The 17,679-nt window shown below is 35.0% G+C and carries 15 protein-coding genes and 1 pseudogene; 1 reads left to right on the top strand and 15 read right to left on the bottom strand.

Annotated features, from left to right (window positions below):
* Together ACFO5Y_RS01260 and ACFO5Y_RS01255 are read right to left on the bottom strand one after the other, a co-directional pair.
* Positions 1 to 402, bottom strand: a pseudogene (locus tag ACFO5Y_RS01260) (transposase); the annotation flags it as partial.
* A 143-nt stretch (positions 403 to 545) separates the two neighbouring features.
* The gene (locus ACFO5Y_RS01255) at positions 546 to 986 is read right to left on the bottom strand and encodes a hypothetical protein (protein WP_197104439.1); all 441 of its coding nucleotides are present in this window, start codon (positions 984 to 986) and stop codon (positions 546 to 548) included.
* 289 nt (positions 987 to 1,275) lie between these two features.
* Here ACFO5Y_RS01255 and ACFO5Y_RS01250 point away from each other — a divergent pair, with 289 nt between their 5' ends.
* Positions 1,276 to 2,154, top strand: coding sequence for a MetQ/NlpA family ABC transporter substrate-binding protein (locus ACFO5Y_RS01250; RefSeq protein WP_197104440.1), 879 nt, complete (start codon positions 1,276 to 1,278; stop codon positions 2,152 to 2,154).
* A 149-nt stretch (positions 2,155 to 2,303) separates the two neighbouring features.
* On the opposite strand, the gene ACFO5Y_RS01245 is transcribed toward ACFO5Y_RS01250, so the two are convergent.
* The 13 genes from ACFO5Y_RS01245 to ACFO5Y_RS01185 all read right to left on the bottom strand — a co-directional run bounded on the left by ACFO5Y_RS01245 (position 2,304) and on the right by ACFO5Y_RS01185 (position 17,555).
* Positions 2,304 to 2,852 (bottom strand): NADPH-dependent FMN reductase, encoded by a 549-nt coding sequence (locus ACFO5Y_RS01245; protein ID WP_197104441.1) that lies wholly within the window; start codon positions 2,850 to 2,852, stop codon positions 2,304 to 2,306.
* A 185-nt stretch (positions 2,853 to 3,037) separates the two neighbouring features.
* Positions 3,038 to 7,339 carry a PolC-type DNA polymerase III gene (locus tag ACFO5Y_RS01240; protein ID WP_197104442.1) on the bottom strand — a complete coding sequence of 1,434 codons (4,302 nt, stop codon included), beginning with the start codon at positions 7,337 to 7,339 and terminating at the stop codon, positions 3,038 to 3,040.
* Positions 7,340 to 7,406: 67 nt separating this feature from the next.
* On the bottom strand, positions 7,407 to 8,672 hold the full coding sequence (gene rseP, locus ACFO5Y_RS01235; RefSeq protein ID WP_197104443.1) for an RIP metalloprotease RseP: 1,266 nt from the start codon (positions 8,670 to 8,672) through the stop codon (positions 7,407 to 7,409).
* An 11-nt stretch (positions 8,673 to 8,683) separates the two neighbouring features.
* Positions 8,684 to 9,478: a phosphatidate cytidylyltransferase gene (locus ACFO5Y_RS01230; RefSeq protein WP_197104444.1), complete on the bottom strand. Its 795-nt coding sequence runs from the start codon at positions 9,476 to 9,478 to the stop codon at positions 8,684 to 8,686.
* A gap of 37 nt (positions 9,479 to 9,515) precedes the next feature.
* Entirely contained in the window at positions 9,516 to 10,238 is a 723-nt protein-coding gene (locus ACFO5Y_RS01225; protein ID WP_197104445.1) for an isoprenyl transferase, read from the bottom strand.
* A gap of 177 nt (positions 10,239 to 10,415) precedes the next feature.
* Entirely contained in the window at positions 10,416 to 10,976 is a 561-nt protein-coding gene (frr, locus tag ACFO5Y_RS01220; RefSeq protein ID WP_138404890.1) for a ribosome recycling factor, read from the bottom strand.
* A 147-nt stretch (positions 10,977 to 11,123) separates the two neighbouring features.
* Positions 11,124 to 11,864 carry a UMP kinase gene (pyrH, locus tag ACFO5Y_RS01215; RefSeq protein WP_197104446.1) on the bottom strand — a complete coding sequence of 247 codons (741 nt, stop codon included), beginning with the start codon at positions 11,862 to 11,864 and terminating at the stop codon, positions 11,124 to 11,126.
* Between the two features lie 73 nt (positions 11,865 to 11,937).
* Positions 11,938 to 12,822 (bottom strand): translation elongation factor Ts, encoded by an 885-nt coding sequence (gene tsf, locus ACFO5Y_RS01210; RefSeq protein WP_138404892.1) that lies wholly within the window; start codon positions 12,820 to 12,822, stop codon positions 11,938 to 11,940.
* A 117-nt stretch (positions 12,823 to 12,939) separates the two neighbouring features.
* A complete protein-coding gene (gene rpsB, locus ACFO5Y_RS01205) occupies positions 12,940 to 13,722 on the bottom strand; it encodes a 30S ribosomal protein S2 (RefSeq protein WP_138404893.1) in 783 nt (260 codons plus the stop codon).
* 250 nt (positions 13,723 to 13,972) lie between these two features.
* The gene (locus ACFO5Y_RS01200) at positions 13,973 to 14,650 is read right to left on the bottom strand and encodes a hypothetical protein (RefSeq protein ID WP_197104447.1); all 678 of its coding nucleotides are present in this window, start codon (positions 14,648 to 14,650) and stop codon (positions 13,973 to 13,975) included.
* Positions 14,650 to 15,666, bottom strand: a complete 1,017-nt coding sequence (floA, locus tag ACFO5Y_RS01195) for a flotillin-like protein FloA (RefSeq protein ID WP_197104448.1) — start codon at positions 15,664 to 15,666, stop codon at positions 14,650 to 14,652. Before floA ends, ACFO5Y_RS01200 begins: the two co-directional genes overlap by 1 nt.
* A 1-nt stretch (position 15,667) precedes the next feature.
* Positions 15,668 to 16,261: an NfeD family protein gene (locus ACFO5Y_RS01190; protein ID WP_197104449.1), complete on the bottom strand. Its 594-nt coding sequence runs from the start codon at positions 16,259 to 16,261 to the stop codon at positions 15,668 to 15,670.
* 97 nt (positions 16,262 to 16,358) lie between these two features.
* Positions 16,359 to 17,555, bottom strand: coding sequence for an AI-2E family transporter (locus ACFO5Y_RS01185; protein ID WP_197104450.1), 1,197 nt, complete (start codon positions 17,553 to 17,555; stop codon positions 16,359 to 16,361).
* Positions 17,556 to 17,679 lie beyond the last annotated feature (124 nt).

Genomic DNA, 17,679 nt, shown 5'->3' with positions numbered 1-17,679 from the left:
GCAAAATAAAAATCAATCCCTGCTGCTTCGACCTCAGGATAACAAGCAAATTCTTTTCCTCGATCTGAGGTAAAGGACTTTAAAGCTTCCTTAGGTAAGTTTTCCCTGATAGTCTCGTCCAACAATTTGTTCAGGTGACCATGTACGTTCTAATTTATCTTGAATGTCTTTAAGTAGCTCGACCGTGTACTTAGGATTTCTACCCTTAAGACGTGCACGTTGATTGGCACCTTCATGGGTATCCTTAGCTTGGTATTGATCTGAAGGGCATCGTTTAAGTTCTCTATAAATCGTTGACCGATGGCGCCCGATTAATTGGGCAATGCGATTAATTTTATAACCTTCTTGATAGAGTATTTCTATTTTTGAACGTTCCTCTATGGTAAGATGTGTGTAGCTCATAACAGACCTCCGTGTTTATGTTTTTGTCGTTACTAACATTTTACACGAACCTGTTATGGGTTTCTTTATTTGTCGCACTTAATTTTACAATTCATCAAATAAAAAAACCTTCAATCAAATATGATCAAAGGTTCTAGTTTAAATTAATTTGGGTAAATATCATTAACATGATTATTTACATCGATAACTAAAAATAGTTTTCCATCTTGGATTTTTCCTGACATGAATTTGTTCACTGTGCCACTCTCTTCAGTTACTTCAAATGGGAAGTAAACTTCTTCACTATCATCGTTATCCCATACGACTGTTAATCGTTCGATATCTTGATTTTTAATCACAGTCTCAAACATTCCAGCTTCTAGCCCACCTTGATTAATGTCTGTTGTTTGAAAAGTATCTGCTTCAGGTAGTAATTCCATTCTGAAAGCTTCTGAAGGATGAATCTCAACAATTTCTCCATCATTAATTCTACCTAAACTTGTTGAAACACGTTTAATCCAAATATCGCCGACTAATTCTACTGGAATTTCCCATTGACCACCATTATGAAAATGAAAATTAAATGTCTGAACCTTTCTTCCCATTACAATTCTCCCCTTTAAGCTATATATTTTTCTTATAAACTTATTATAGCATATTTTTTTGGCAAATCCAGTAGTTTGTTATACTTTTCACAATAATATTCTATTAATAAAACAGTGTTTGATTCAATTAAATTTAGTATATAGCTTTGCCATGTGAATAAAAATGCATTAACCTGTTATATTGTATTTTCAGTATCTGTTACATTTATTTCAGAGCACTTATATTCCTTATAGTTAATAGGCTGTGCTATAATACTATTCATATTGAATAGAAGGGATGTTTATATAAATGAAAAAAAGTATAAAACTGTTGCTTTTTAGTTTATTGTTATTTTTAGTCTTTGGGCCAATGGCTCCTGCAAAAGCTGAGGTAAATTCTGAGGAATTTGCAGGTGAAACTGTGACTATCGGTACGGTTGGTGAAGAACTGGCCGATATATGGGAGTTTGTTGCTGATAAGGCTGCGGAAGATGGCATTGAATTAGACATAGTCTTGTTTACTGACTATAATACGCCTAATATTTCTTTAGTTGATGGCTCATTGGATATGAATGCTTATCAACATACTGACTTCTTAAATGATTGGAATGATGCAAATGAAACAAATTTAGTTTCTATTGGAAATACTTTTGCTACTCCATTGCGTTTCTTTTCTGAAAAGCATAATTCTATTGATGATTTACCTGAAGGGGCGATCATTGCTATTCCAAATGATTTGGCAAGTAGCTCTTACGCCTTACAAATCTTAGATTATGCTGATCTTGTTAAACTAGATGAATCAATTGATGCCTTACCTACTGTGAATGACATCGTTGAAAATCCAAATAATTATGAAATCATTGAATTGGAAGCTGCTCAAATTCCATCTGCCATGGCAGATGTTGATATGGGAGTGATTCATCAGGTCTACTTAGAAAGTACTGACTTTGAACCAAATGATGCTATCTATTCTTATGGCCACAATACAGAAACATTTAATTATAATCGCTTAAACACCATTACAGTTCGTGAAGAAGATCAAGACAACCCACTATACCAATATATTGTAGATTTATATCAATCTGACGATGTAGCCGACTATATTGAAAAAATTTCAAATGGTGGTCATATTCCTGCTTGGATATTATTAGAAGAATATGAAGCAAGTCTTGAGGATGAAAGTAACTAATTATAAATAATATAACCAATACAGCTCCTACAAACGATACCGTTTGTAGGAGCTGTTCTAATATAAACAAAAACGCGCGTAGAAAGTAAGTTCTCACTTACCTTCTACGTGCGTTTTATTAATCAACTAAGAATAATTGTTTTAGTTAATTATTTAGTGTTTTTTTCGATATGTGCGATAAATGCATCCGCAACTGTTTGTAAGAAACCACGTGTTTCTTCATTATTTAATTTACCGTCTTCATCAAAGAAGTTTTGTGAATTTGCTAAGTAAACTTCTGGTTGACCTAATACTGGCATATCTAAGAATGCTAATGTAGGACGTAGTGATTGAACAGCGTTCGCACCACTAATATTGGAAATAGAGTGACCTAGGATTAAAGCTGGTTTACCAGCCCATACACTTTGTCCCCAAGGACGAGAAGCAACATCAATGGCATTTTTTAATACCCCAGAAGTTGAACGGTTATATTCTGGTGTCGCAAAAATAATTGCATCTTGTGCTGATACAGCGTTACGGAATTCAGTATATTCGCTTGGGTTGTTTTCATCGTATTCTTCGTTATATAATGGTAGGTTCCCAATTTCTAAGAATTCTACTTCTACATCTGCTGGGAATAACTCAGCTAATGCTACCGACCATTTACGAGCATATGATTCTTTACGTAAGCTACCTACTACTACTCCAATTTTTGTCATAAGAATAACATCTCCTTAAAATAATTTTGATTACTATTATATTCTAACGACATTCAAATGGTTATGCAAATGAAAAGGTCTGGTTTTTGAAAATAATTTCGTTTTAGAGATAATTATTGATATTTACATAAAAAAACTTCTTTTTAGGTTAGAAAACTTAAAAAGAAGTGTAAATTATTCAATATTTAAAATAAGCTGAGCTGATCTTCATCTGGTAATCCTTCTAAGACGCCATTATCGTCTAAGAAAGCTAGTACTGTTTTTGAAACTTTACCACGCTTTTGTAAATCTTCTTTTGATAAGAATGGTGCTTCTTGACGTGCTTTCACAATTTGTTCAGCTACGTTATTACCTAAACCAGGAACGGCTCTAAATGGTGGAATTAACGAATCTCCTTCGATGATGAAATGTTTCGAGTCAGATTTTTCAATATTAATCATTTGGAATTTAAATCCACGTTCTAACATTTCATTCGCTATCTCTAGTTCTGTCACTAATTCTTTTTCTTTATTTGTTGCTCCAAAGCCTTTGTCATTAATTTCACGGACACGTCTTTTGACCATTTCTTTCCCTTGATGCATAGCAACTAAATCAAAGTCTTTCGCACGAATTGAGAAATATGCAGCGTAATAGTACATTGGATAATACACTTTAAAGTAAGCTACACGCAAGGCCATCAGAACATAAGCAGCCGCATGGGCTTTCGGGAACATATACTTAATTTTTAAACAAGAGTCAATGTACCATTCTGGAACATTGTTACTTCGCATATCGGCTTGCCATTCATCAGGAATCCCTTTTCCTTTACGCACATGCTCCATAATTTGGAAGGCTGTCCCATCTTCTAAACCATATTGGATTAAAGTCGTCATAATATCATCACGACAACCAATTACATCAGATAGTTCTACAACATTATTTTTAATTAATTCTTGAGCATTTCCTAACCAAACATCTGTCCCATGTGAAAGTCCAGAGATTTGAAGTAATTCCGCAAAAGTTTTAGGTTTTGTTTCTGAGACCATACCTCGCACGAAGCCTGTACCAAACTCTGGCACTCCAAGCGTTCCCGTATCAGAGTTTATTTGTTCAGGCGTTACTCCCAAGACTTCTGTTCCACTAAAGATTTGCATTACTTTTTCATCTACGGGTGGAATATCCATTGGGTCAATACCACTTAAATCTTGTAACATACGAATCATAGTCGGATCATCGTGACCAAGAATATCAAGTTTTAAGACATTGGCATCAATAGAATGGAAATCGAAGTGAGTGGTCTTCCACTCAGCATTTACATCATCCGCTGGATATTGCACAGGTGTAAAGTCGTACACATCCATAAAATCAGGGATAACAATAATACCACCCGGATGTTGCCCGGTTGTTCTACGAGCGCCTTCAATACCATATGCTAATCGTTCTCTTTCAGCTTGTGGCAAGTGCTCTCCTGATGATTCTAAATACCCTCTTATGTAACCGTGAGCAGTTTTATTGGCAACTGTACCAATTGTCCCTGCACGAAAGACATAATCTTCACCGAATAACTCCTTAGTATACGCATGCGCTTTTGCTTGGTAATCCCCTGAGAAGTTCAAATCAATATCAGGAACTTTATCACCGTAGAATCCAAGGAAGGTTTCAAACGGAATATCTTGCCCATCTTTTTTCAATTCAGCACCACAATCAGGACACGCCTTTGGTGGAAGGTCATAACCAGATTTATGTTCACCATTAGTGAAAAACTCACTATAATGACATTCTGTACAATAATAGTGTGCGGCTAAGGGATTCACTTCAGTAATTCCTGTTAAGGTGGCTACTAAACTTGATCCAACTGATCCACGAGAACCAACTAAATATCCATCATCATTACTTTTAAGCACTAATTTTTGTGAGATTAAATAAATAACCGCGAACCCATTCGATATAATACTGTCCAATTCCTTTTTGATTCGCTTATCAACGATATCAGGCAGAGGATTCCCGTACATTTCATGAGCTTTATCGTAACTCATTTGTGTAATCTCTTCTTCAGCGCCTTCAATAACAGGTGGATATAATTCATCTTTAATCACAGCAACTTCTTCAATTGAATCAGCAATTTTTTGAGAATTCTCAACGACAATTTCTTGGGCTTTTTCAGCACCAAGGAATGCAAATTCATGTAACATTTCATCTGTCGTTCTGAAATGAACTTTTGGCATATGTAAAGTTCTGTTTGCATTGATTTTCATCGATTTCTTCAATACTTCACGGTAAATTGCATCTTTTTCATCCAGGTAATGGACATTCCCAGTCGCAACAACCGTTTTGTTCTTTTCATCACCTAGTCGAAGCATTTCACTGATAATATGTTTTAAGTCAGCTTCGTTACGAATCAAATCATCTTTGATGAGTGGTTCATAAACTGATGGAGGTTGCACTTCGATAAAGTCGTAATAATCAACAAGTTCGCTTGCTTCTTCATACCCTTTTTGCATCATGGCAGTGAATACTTCTCCTGTTGAACACGCCGTTCCAATTAATAAATCATCTCGATATTGGGTCAATACGGATCTTGGAATTCGGGGTACACGGTAGAAATACTCTGTACTGGACATAGATATCAGCTTAAATAAAGCTTTCAGTCCATCTTGATTCTTAACTAAAAGGGTTGCGTGGAAAGGTCTTGATTGTTTATAACTCTCGCCCTGTCCTATTTGGTCGTTTAATTGGTTATGATTGACAATCCCAAATTGGTCTTTTGCTTGTTCTAATAGCTTCATCAAGATATATCCCGTTGTCTCAGAGTCATACACCGCGCGGTGATGCTGTTCTAGTTGAACATTATAACGCTTAGCCAAAGTATTCAATCGGTGTGATTTATACTCTGGATTCACTAAACGAGACAATTCTAAAGTATCAATCACTGGTAAATCAGTCTGTGGTAAACCAACACGTTCATAGCCTTTATTAATGAACCCAATATCAAAGGTTGCATTATGAGCAACTAGAATGGCATCACCACAAAACTGTTGGAATTGTTCTAATACTGGCTTAGCCGTTGGAGCATCTTTAACCATGTCATCGGTAATACCTGTTAATTCAGTAGTAAAGGCTGACAATGGTTTGTTCGGATTAATAAAGGCTTCAAAAGTATCAATGATTTCGCCTTCTCTCATCTTCACTCCAGCAAGCTCAATGATGTCATCATATACTGATGATAGTCCAGTTGTCTCTACGTCGAATACAACATAAGTTGCTTCATCTAAAGCCTCATCTCTTAAGTTAAATGCGATAGGTTCACCGTCATTCACAACATATGCTTCAATTCCGTAGATTACTTTTATTCCATGTTTTTTACCTGCCCAATACGCATCCGGGAAAGCCTGTGCAACAGCGTGATCTGTAATAGCTACTGCTTTATGTCCCCATTTAGCTGCTTGAGTTACAATATCAGTGGCTGAATTTGTCGCATCTAATTGGCTCATATTTGTATGAGCATGCAATTCGACACGCTTTTCATCAGCCGGTGCTTTATCTTCACGGCCAGGGACTGTCACTTTTCTGACACTTCTCGGTCTAAAGTATAATTCAGAAGTGAAATTATCAGGAATCATATCTCCCTCTAGACGAATCCATTCCCCTTTACTAAATTGATTCAAAGCCTCTTTAGAAATACGACGCCCAGACATCAACTTAACAGTTACTGAACTCGTGTAGTCAGTTATATTCATAATTAAAAGCTGATTCCCACTACGCAAATCTTTAATTTCGTGCGAGAATATAAAACCTTCAATAATTTGTTTAAATTGATTGTCTTCTAATTCAATCATAGGCAATGCCGGTTTATTAGGAATATCTTTACCTATATCTTCAGAGGTAGATTGCACAACTGTTCGCTCTTGTTTTTGTCTTTTTTCTTGAATTTCTAAAGCTTCTAATAAACTCTGTTCATCTTCAGTACTTTGACGGTCTCGAACTGCATTAATCTCATCTTGTAATAACTCTTCGTCGACATAATATTCTAAATTAAGGTCAGTAATTTGGACTTGTTCAAGTTTTTCTAACAATAGTCTTTCATATTTTTCTTTTAGCATATTAATTTGAATATCACTAGCTAATCCAATTCTTAATGATTCGCCAACAATTTCATACTTTGCTTGAGATAAGATCGACCGAATAAAAGGCTTTTCTTGTGCTATTACTGACATAATAGCGTACCAATATTCAAGTATGTTATTAGTTTCTAAAGAATCCTCTTCAAATAACCACCAAGTCTCAACTTTACCAATATGTTCAAATGCTTTTAATATATGATGTTGAAAAATTTGATATACATTTGGATGAATTCGATTTGGCGAAGTAAATGTAAAATGCCATTGGTTTGACTGTGCTAATATATTCACAGTTTCAATTTCAGTATGTTGAAGTTCTTCAACAATTTCTTCATCATTTAATTGTATATGTTCGAGAAGTAATTCAAATAATTCTCTTTTATCAGCCATAATGACTCCTTTCGATAAAATTAAGGATGCAACCATCAATAATGATGACACACCCTCAAATTAAAACCTATTGGAAAAACGCTCTATTAATATCATTCCATGTTACAGCAACCATTAATACTACCATGATTAAGACACCAATAATAGTAATAATTCCTTCTTTTGATTCACTTAAAGGTTTCCCTCTCACTGCTTCAATGGCATTTAATACTATCTTACCACCGTCTAAAGCTGGTATTGGTAATAAGTTGAATACTCCTAAGTTAGCAGAAAGCATTGCTAAGAAGTTGACTATTACCGGTAAACCTAGACTGACAACTTGATCAGTCATCTGAGCCATGGCTACTGGACCACCAAAGTTATTAATATTGAAGCCACTCGTAATCATACTACCGATAACTCCTAATACGCCAGTGATGATTCCCCAAGTCGCTGTCACACCATAAGTGATACTACTTCCAAAACCAAACTCTCTATCCGCAATAATACCAATTTGTCCAATTTCGTTACCAGATTGTTCATCTGTCACAGCTTGAACATCCACAACTGTATCAACCGTTTCATTCTCGCGTTCTACGGTCATTGGTAATTCTTCATTCGGTCTTTCTTGAATTAATAAGACTAAATCGGACCATTCACTTACAGATTGACCATCAACTTCTGTCACTCTATCGCCATCTACTAAACCTGCTTCTTGAGCGACAGATCCATCAACAACTTCTCCAATGACACTATCCGTATTTGGAATACCAATCATAAAAGCCACAATTGTAAAAGCAATTATGGATAATATGAAGTTATTCATTGGTCCTGCAAAGTTAGTAATCATCTTGTTCCAAACACTTGCACTTTCATAACGCATTTCACGTGGAGCGACTGGTAATTTAGTTCCATCCGCTTCAATAATGTTTGCTTTCTTTGCCACTGAGTATCTTACGATATCCGTTTGACCAACTGGAACGGCTTCGATGAACATCTCATCTATTAAATCAACATTGTCAACTCTAACTGGCATCTCGTCTACTGAAAAGTTATCCGATAAATTAATCAATGACACTTGATCATTATCATTAATTTCTAAACCAACTTCCATTCCAGCTTGAATCTCATCTTCTTCATACAATCCAGCTAGACGAACGTAACCACCAAGTGGTAACAATCTGACTGTATATGTCGTTCCATCTTTCCCCTGTTTAGAAAATAATTTAGGACCCATTCCTAACGCAAATTCTCTAACTAAAATCCCTGCTCGCTTTGCGAAAAAATAATGTCCAAACTCATGTATAACTACAATTATCGAAAATATGACTAAAAATACTAGTAAAGTCGTCAATAGTAACCATCCTATCTAAATAAATTTATCCAAAACATCATAATAAAACTTGCGAAAATTAAACTATCAAATCGGTCTAACATACCGCCATGACCCGGTAAAAATTTACCCGAATCTTTGACATTGAAATAGCGTTTAAACGCTGATTCCACTAAATCACCAAATTGTCCAAATAGTGACACAATGATTGTTAATATCCATACTTGATTCACTGCACCTAAGGCTGGTTGGAATATAGCAACAAATATACTCGCTACAAGTAGTGCTGTTAAAACCCCACCAATCATTCCTTCAACTGTCTTATTCGGGCTAATCTCAGGCGCCAGTGGTCTGCTTCCAAATTTTCTACCGACGAAGTATGCACCTGAATCCGTTGACCAAACTACGACTAGTAAGTATAGAATTGTTTCTAGCCCCATCTCGCGAAATAGTATTAAAAATCTAAAACCATAACCGATATAAATACATGCAAACACCATAATAGCGGCGTGACCGAAATTAAATTTCCGATGGTTGAACACAGTAAATACTAGCAAAATTAAACTACAAATGTAAAATAAATACTCTGGATTGCCCTGATTCATAAATTCTGGCATATACATTTGAGGTATAAGTAAAGAAGTTAAACCAACAACAGAAAAAAACCCAATATGGTTAACAATATTTAATTTCTGCATTTCGGCAAATTCAAATAATCCTACAATTCCAATGACCCACATCGCAAATGCATAATAACCGCCACCTAATAATAAGAATGGGATATAAAGTGCAAGTGCTATGACGGCACTTCTAATTCTTACAATCAAAATTATTCCTCCTAAGACTTAAGACGACAGGTAACTACTAAATTTTTCCAAATCGTCGTTGTCTACCGTTATAAGTTTTAATAGCCTTATCAAGTTCATCCTCATTAAAGTCAGGCCATAACACATCCGTAAAGTAAAATTCACTATAGGCTGCTTGCCACAATAGGAAATTGCTTAAACGCTCTTCGCCACTTGTTCGAATAATTAAATCTGGATCACTAAATTCATTATAACGACTTGTCATTAAATGTTTATTAATTAAGTCTTCCGACACATCATTTATATCAATATTATCGTTTTGAATTTCGGTTATAATATTTTTTACTGCACTTGTAATTTCTTGTCGTGAGCCATAATTCAATGCAAAGTTTAATACCATTCCAGTACAATGTTTAGTATCTTCAATGGCTGAATTTAAGATGCCTTTAGTTTCTTCAGGAAGTGCATCTGTGTCACCAATCACTTCAATTCGTATGTTATTATCAATTAATTCAGGTAGAAATTCGTTAAAAAATTCCTTCGGTAATTTCATCAGAAAGTCCACTTCATCTTTAGGACGACCCCAATTTTCTGTTGAAAAAGCATACATTGTAATTAATTTAATATTAAGCTCATTCGCTCTAATTGTTATTTTTTTAATTGCTTGAACACCTTTTCGATGTCCAGCTACGCGTGGTAAAAATCTTTTCTTAGCCCAGCGTCCATTTCCATCCATTATAATTGCAATGTGCTTGGGAACTGTTTCAAATTCATTATTCATAAAATACTCCCTTTTAAATAATCATCCTTAGTATTATACCAAAATAATGTTAAATTACGAATAATAATCATGAAAACAAAAAAATACTTTTATCTTGAAAAGTTGATATAACCTTTCAGATAAAAGTATTTTCAATTTGAAACAAAATCAACAGCAATCATTAGGACGATTATTTAATTAATCGTTAAAAATCTCATCCTCTTTTTCTTTTGTTAATTCTTCAATTCTTTTTGTTGAGTCATCAGTTATTTTTTGGATATCTGATTCATAATCTTTTACATCATCTTCAGTTAACTCTTTTGCTTTTTCAAGTTTTTTAACTGAATCAATAATATCACGACGAATATTTCGGATAGAAACTTTTGCATTTTCTTGTTCTTTTCCGACAACTTTCGCTAATTCTGCACGTCTTTCTTTCGTCAGTGCTGGAATTACAAGACGAATCACGTCTCCGTCATTTGATGGTGTAATACCGATATCACTTTGTAAAATAGCTTTTTCAATATCAGTTAAGCTAGATTTATCATAAGGTGATATAACTAACATTCTTGCCTCTGGACTTGAAATACCCGCAAGTTGATTCAATGGTGTTGGCACACCATAATAATTAACATTAACTCGGTCTAATATACTTGCATTCGCACGACCAGCACGAATTGAAGCAATTTCGCGTTGATAAGCTTCAACGGATTTGTTCATTCTTTGTTTTGTTGTTGATAAAATTTCACTCGGTGTCATAAAAAGATCCTCCTAATAATACTCTATAGTTCAATTTAACTCATTATACCATATTTTAAGTACAAAGAGTATTAAATCAGACATTCTGATAGACATGATATGTTTATCACTAACTATCGTAAAAAATATTAATCTTAAAAATTTGTATTATTGATTTTTTAGTTTTGCTTCAACTGTCGTTCCGATATTTTCGCCAAGAATAACGCGACGAATATTTCCTGATTCATTTAAGTTAAATACAACTAAAGGTATGTCATTATCCATACTTAATGAACTAGCAGTAGAATCCATAACTTTCAAGCCTTTAGAAATAACATCAAGATGAGTTAAGTTATCATACTTAACGGCAGCTTTGTTCTCTTTTGGATCCGAGTCATAAACACCATCAACATTATTTTTAGCCATAAGGATAACATCTGCATTAATCTCAGCCGCACGTAAAGCTGCAGTTGTGTCTGTTGTAAAGTAAGGATTCCCTGTTCCACCAGCAAAGATGACTACACGGCCTTTTTCAAGATGGCGAATTGCACGACGACGAATATACGGCTCTGCGATTTGACGCATCTCTACAGAAGTTTGTACACGTGTTGGGACACCGCTATTCTCTAATACATCTTGTAATGCTAAAGCATTCATTACGGTTGCTAACATTCCCATGTAATCAGCTTGAGCACGTTCCATTCCCATTTCTTCACCGATTGTACCACGCCAGATATTTCCTCCACCTACAACAATGGCAATTTCAACACCTAAGTCATGAATATCCTTAAGTTCTTCTACCATTTCTTTAATTGTATCTGGATGGATTCCAAAGCCTTGTTTTCCAGCAATTGCTTCTCCACTAAGCTTTAAAATTACACGTTTGTATTTTGTTGTTTCTTTAGTCATATCATACTGCCTTTCTTAATCGTAATCGTTTCTTTAAAAATAGCCCCAGGAAACTGGGGCTAAAGGTATAAAATTAATCTTTTTTCATTTGAGCAGCAACTTCTTCAGCGAAGTTGTCTTGGCGTTTTTCGATTCCTTCACCAACAGTGAAACGAATGAATTGTTTGATTGTTCCGCCTTTATCACCAACGTATTTACCAACTGTTTGATCGTTATCTTTAACAAATGGTTGTTCGTTTAAGCTAATTTCAGCTAAGAATTTGTTCATACGTCCATCGATCATTTTTTCAACGATATTAGCTGGTTTACCTTCGTTTAATGCGATTTCAGTTTGAACTTTTTTCTCGTGATCTAATTCTTCTGCAGGAACTTCGTCACGGTTAACGTATTTTGGTTGGATTGCAGCAACGTGCATTGAAACATCCTTCGCTACATCTTCATCAGATAATCCTTCGATTAATGTGATAACAGCGATTTGTCCACCACCATGGATGTACTCACCAAAAGTATCGTTATCTGTTTTTTCTAAGATAGAGAAACGACGGAAAGAAATTTTCTCACCGATTTTATTAGTTGCTTCTAATACGATGTCAGCAATTGTTTTGCCGTCAACTTCGATAGCGTTAGCTTCTTCCATTGTAGCTGGTTTGTTAGCAGCAACTGCATCAGCGATTGTGTTAACAATATTTACGAATTCTTCGTTTTTAGAAACAAAGTCAGTTTCTGAGTTAACTTCGATAATTGCAGCTGTGTTTCCATTGATACTTGTTGCAGCTAAACCTTCTGCAGCAATACGGCTTGCTTTTTTAGCAGCTTTAGATAAACCTTTTTCTCTTAAAAAGTCTACCGCTTTATCCATATCTCCGTCAACTTCAACCAACGCTTTTTTCGCGTCCATCATACCTACACCAGTCATTTCGCGTAGTTCTTTAACTTGTTTTGCACTAATTTTAGCCATTAAACTCAAATCCTCCTTGATATTTTAAAGTCAAAATAAAAAGCTGTCCTAACACAGGGCAAGGTTTTTAGACCTGTGTAACGTCCTGAATTAAGACAGCTGTGAATAATCTAATTACTAAGCTTCTGTTGAATCTGCAGTAGTAGCTTCTTCTTCAGAATCAAATAAGTTATCGAAAAATTCTTTGTCAGATTTTTCTTCTGAATCATCTTCACTATGTCCTTGGTTTCCTTCAAGAACTGCGTCAGCCATTGCAGATGTGATTAATTTAATCGCACGAATAGCATCGTCATTTGATGGAATAACATAGTCAATTTCATCTGGATCACAGTTTGTATCAACCATTCCAACTAATGGAATATTTAATTTTTTAGCTTCTTGGATTGCAATGTGTTCTTTGCGTGGATCAACAATAAAGATTACATCTGGAATACGAGGCATATCTTTAATACCACCAAGGTTTTGCTCTAAACGATCTAATTCTTTACGTAATTGTAATACTTCTTTTTTAGGTAATACATCAAATGTTCCATCTTCTTCCATTTTTTCAATAGATTTTAGACGACGGATACTTTGTTGGATTGTTTCCCAGTTAGTTAATAATCCACCTAACCAACGGTGGTTAATGTAGTATTGACCAGCACGTTTTGCTTGTTCGTCAATTGCACCTTGTGCTTGTTTTTTAGTACCTACAAATAATACAACCGCTCCATTAGCTGCTTCGTCACGCATAAAGTTATACGCTTTATCAACTAACTTAACTGTTTTTTGTAAGTCAATAATATAAATACCGTTACGCTCCGTAAAGATGTAAGGTTTCATTTTTGGGTTCCAGCGACGTGTTTGGTGTCCGAAATGCACACCAGCTTCTAACAATTGTTTCATTGAAATAACTGCCATAATTATCATTCTCCTTTGGTTTTGTTTTCCTCCGAATAAATCAACTAACAAAACGTCTCTCCGAGGAGAGCACCCGTTAAATTATCATTATTCGTGTGTTTTTGGTTTTACACCACGGACTATATTACTATATACTTTCGCATTATGCAAGCTAGTTTGATGTTTTTATTTAGCTTATGTATACATAAATGTAAAAAATGCGAACTCTTCCAAATTTACATTGGTTTCGTTCGCATCTTTTGTCATTCAATTATTTATGTCGAAGACTCTTGGGCTTGTTAATTATTTCATTGAAAATCATCATTTCTCTTAACTTTGCCCCATCTCTCATAGAGTGATACATATGATTGACGGTTTGGTTTTTAGGTCTAGACGCTTTTTGAGTATGTTCATCTTGGAGGATATTAGTGTTATCCAGTTCCATCCATGAAACATCTTCAATTGAATCATCCGCGTACCAATTCTCTAATTCATTTAAATATTGCTCGCGACTTTCCCCTTCCATATATGAATGATCAATAGGATTATCATAATCTGCGATTTTTGTAAAATCAACTTGATAATCATCCTGTGATTCAAAACTTTGCCCAGGGGATGCTTTAGTATTTCCTAAAGCATTATTAGCTTTTTTTAAACTATTATTTAATTGGTTTAAAGACATGTTCTTCACTAACTTCGGATTGTCACTCTGATTATTATGTCTTTTTCGCATGGCCTGAACTCGTTCATTTCGAGCTCGAATATCAGACTTACGTTGTAACTCTTCTTTATTTGTTGGCTTGGTAATGGGTTTCTCTACCGATTCATGATTTTCAATCTCTGAATCTTGAAAATTCTTATGTTGTTGATTTCTAATCCTTGGTGCAAACACTGAAAATAGAAACGAACCTAATAAGTAAATTATCCAAACTCCAACTAGAAAATTCATTATTCTCTACCTTCTTCGGATGAATTCGTTCCTTTTGCAATTGAATCACGCATTGAAGTGTCTGATTCTATATTTTTCATGTTGTAGTAATCCATGACACCAAGATTTCCTTTTTTGAAAGCTTCCGCCATTGCTAACGGTACTTCAGCTTCGGCTTCAACAACACGCGCACGCATACGTTGTACTTCGGCAACCATTTCTTGCTCTTCCGCCACTGCAAATGCTCTACGCTCTTCGGCTTTAGCTTGTGCAACGTTTTTATCAGCAATCGCTTGATCAGCTTGAAGTTTCGCACCAATGTTACGTCCAACATCCACGTCGGCAATATCAATGGATAGAATTTCAAAAGCAGTACCTGAGTCTAAGCCTTTACGCAGAATTGTTTGTGAAATCGAATCTGGATTCTCAAGGACTTTTGAATGACTTTCTGAACTACCAACAGTCGTTACAATCCCCTCACCGATACGGGCAATAATTGTTTCTTCACCCGCACCACCAACAAGTCGCTCGATATTAGCTCGAACTGTTACTTTAGCTTTCGCTCTTACTTCAATACCATTCATTGCAACGGCAGAAATAAGAGGTGTTTCAATTACTTTCGGATTTACTGAAACTTGAACAGCTTCAAAGACATTACGTCCAGCTAAGTCAATCGCTGCTGCTTGTTCAAATTCTAAATCAATATTCGCTCTTTGTGCGGCGATCAGTGCATCAACAACTAAGTTGACATTCCCTCCAGCCAGGTGATGCGCCTCTAATTGATTCGTATCTAAAGTAAGTCCAGCTTTTGTCGCTTTAATTAGTGGACGTACGATTTCTGACGGTTGAACTCGACGTAACCTCATACCTACTAAGTTACCGATTGAAACTTTAGCACCAGAGAAATAAGCTGTCACCCATAATCCTACGGGTACGAATCTAAAGAATAAAGAAATTAGTATTATTAAAATAACAATAATAATACCAATCGAAATTAGAGACGATACATCAAAATCATTATTTGGAAAATTATTCATATTATATTTCCTTTCTTACGTAAATTTTTGCGCCTTCAACTTTTGAAACATATATTGGTGTCCCACTTTGGATCATGTCCTCAGAACTGACGACCTCATAATACTCCTCATCGAACTCACCACGTCCGACAGGTCTAAGTGCTGTGACTGTGACACCCTTTTTACCCAATAAATATGTAAAATCTTTATGACTCGAGTAACCCTTTTCTTTTTCAGAAGAAGTCCCAAGTACAAATCCATTACTAATAGCTAAATCTTTACCTAATTTTATTGGGACAAATATTCCAATCGCGCTGACAAGAATCATTGCTAATAGTGTTAATACTACATCACCAATGTCGTTTAAATGCATATAAAGAGATATACTTATTGCTAATAAACCAAACATACCAATAATACCGAAATCAGGAACATAAAACTCCACAATTAACATGAGTATACCTAGTAAGAAAATTATGAACACGAGTAAGTTTTGACCTGGCATTCCAAAATAAAAACCATATGCTATTACTGCTAATCCTAAGAACAGCCATTTTGGACTGTAAAATAGACATAAGCTAAGTAACAGCATACCTATTAATAAACTTGCAATCATATTTACCCTCCTCTCATATTCATTATACCACTAATATGAGGATTTCCGAAGAAATATCTGTAAATAATTAGTAAAAAATTGGTTGGTTATTAAATTACTAAGTTGTACCTTCCAATTCATTTGTTTCGTTTATATCTTCGACTGCGTCAACATACTCTTGTTCTTGATGTCTAGTGTTTCTTCTGTATTCTATGTCATTTTTTAATAACTTAAACAAAGTTGATACTAATGGAACAGCAAGAAGCATTCCCCAAATCCCTAATAAGCCCCCACCGATTGTAATGGATATTAATACCCACAAGCCAGGGAGTCCAATAGATCCACCTACTACACGAGGGTATATGAGATTTCCTTCTAATTGTTGTATGACAATAATAAAGACTAAGAAAGTTAAAGCCTGAATTGGTGAATCAACGAAAATCATAATAAATCCAATGGCACCTGAAATATAGGCTCCCAATACAGGTATTAACGCTGTCACACCTGTTAATGCCCCAATCATTGAAGCATATGGGAATTGGAAAATCCACATACCAACAGTCACAAGCGATCCAAGTATTAAAGCTTCTAGTACTTCTCCCGTGATAAAGTGACGGAACGAATAATCAGTAACTTCCAACACATACATTAGACCTTTATGCCCTCTTTCAGGCAGATACGTTTCAGATAAGATTCTAAACTGTCTACCTAAAGTTTCCTTAGACATCAAGACATAAAGTGAAATCATCAATGAAAGAAATAAATTTACAACGATACTAAAGACAGAGCCCACTGTTGAAAGTGTTGTCTCAATAATATTAGTCGTAAAACGATTCGCAATAGAAATCATATTTGTGACGATATTTTGCCAATCAATTTGAAAAGTTTCGACAAACTCAGCTAATGGGGGAAATATCTCTTCATTCTCTATCACCCGGTTTTGAATTCCATTCGCTAAGAGTGGAATAATTTCAATAATTCGGCCAAAGACTGATATCAATTGAGGAATCACTAAATTCAAAATAAAAATCAAAACGATAGTAATTATTATTATAGATACTAAAATACTCACTGGTCTGCGTGTCTTTTTAATAACAATACTGTCACTATTGGGAAAATACAGTTTCTCCAACATCACCATCGGGATATTCAGTACATACGCAATAATAAAACCTAAAATAATTGGCATTGAAATTGTCAATAAATAACTAAAAATATTTTTTAGTCTGTCGAAATTAACAATGGCCAATACAATTAAACCTGCTATAAACAAATATTTAATAATATCAAAACGATATTTTTTTACTTTGTTCATATTTCACCTCCGTTATATTCTTTTAATATAACATATTTATTTTTTCCAATATAGTCATATTACCAATTGTATGGTATACAGTAATAGTTAAATGTAACTAAACAAAAAACCAACGCATTTTTCA

Source organism: Ruoffia tabacinasalis (assembly GCF_042652985.1).
Lineage (GTDB): Bacteria > Bacillota > Bacilli > Lactobacillales > Aerococcaceae > Ruoffia > Ruoffia tabacinasalis.
This window is presented reverse-complemented; position numbering and strand designations above follow the sequence as displayed.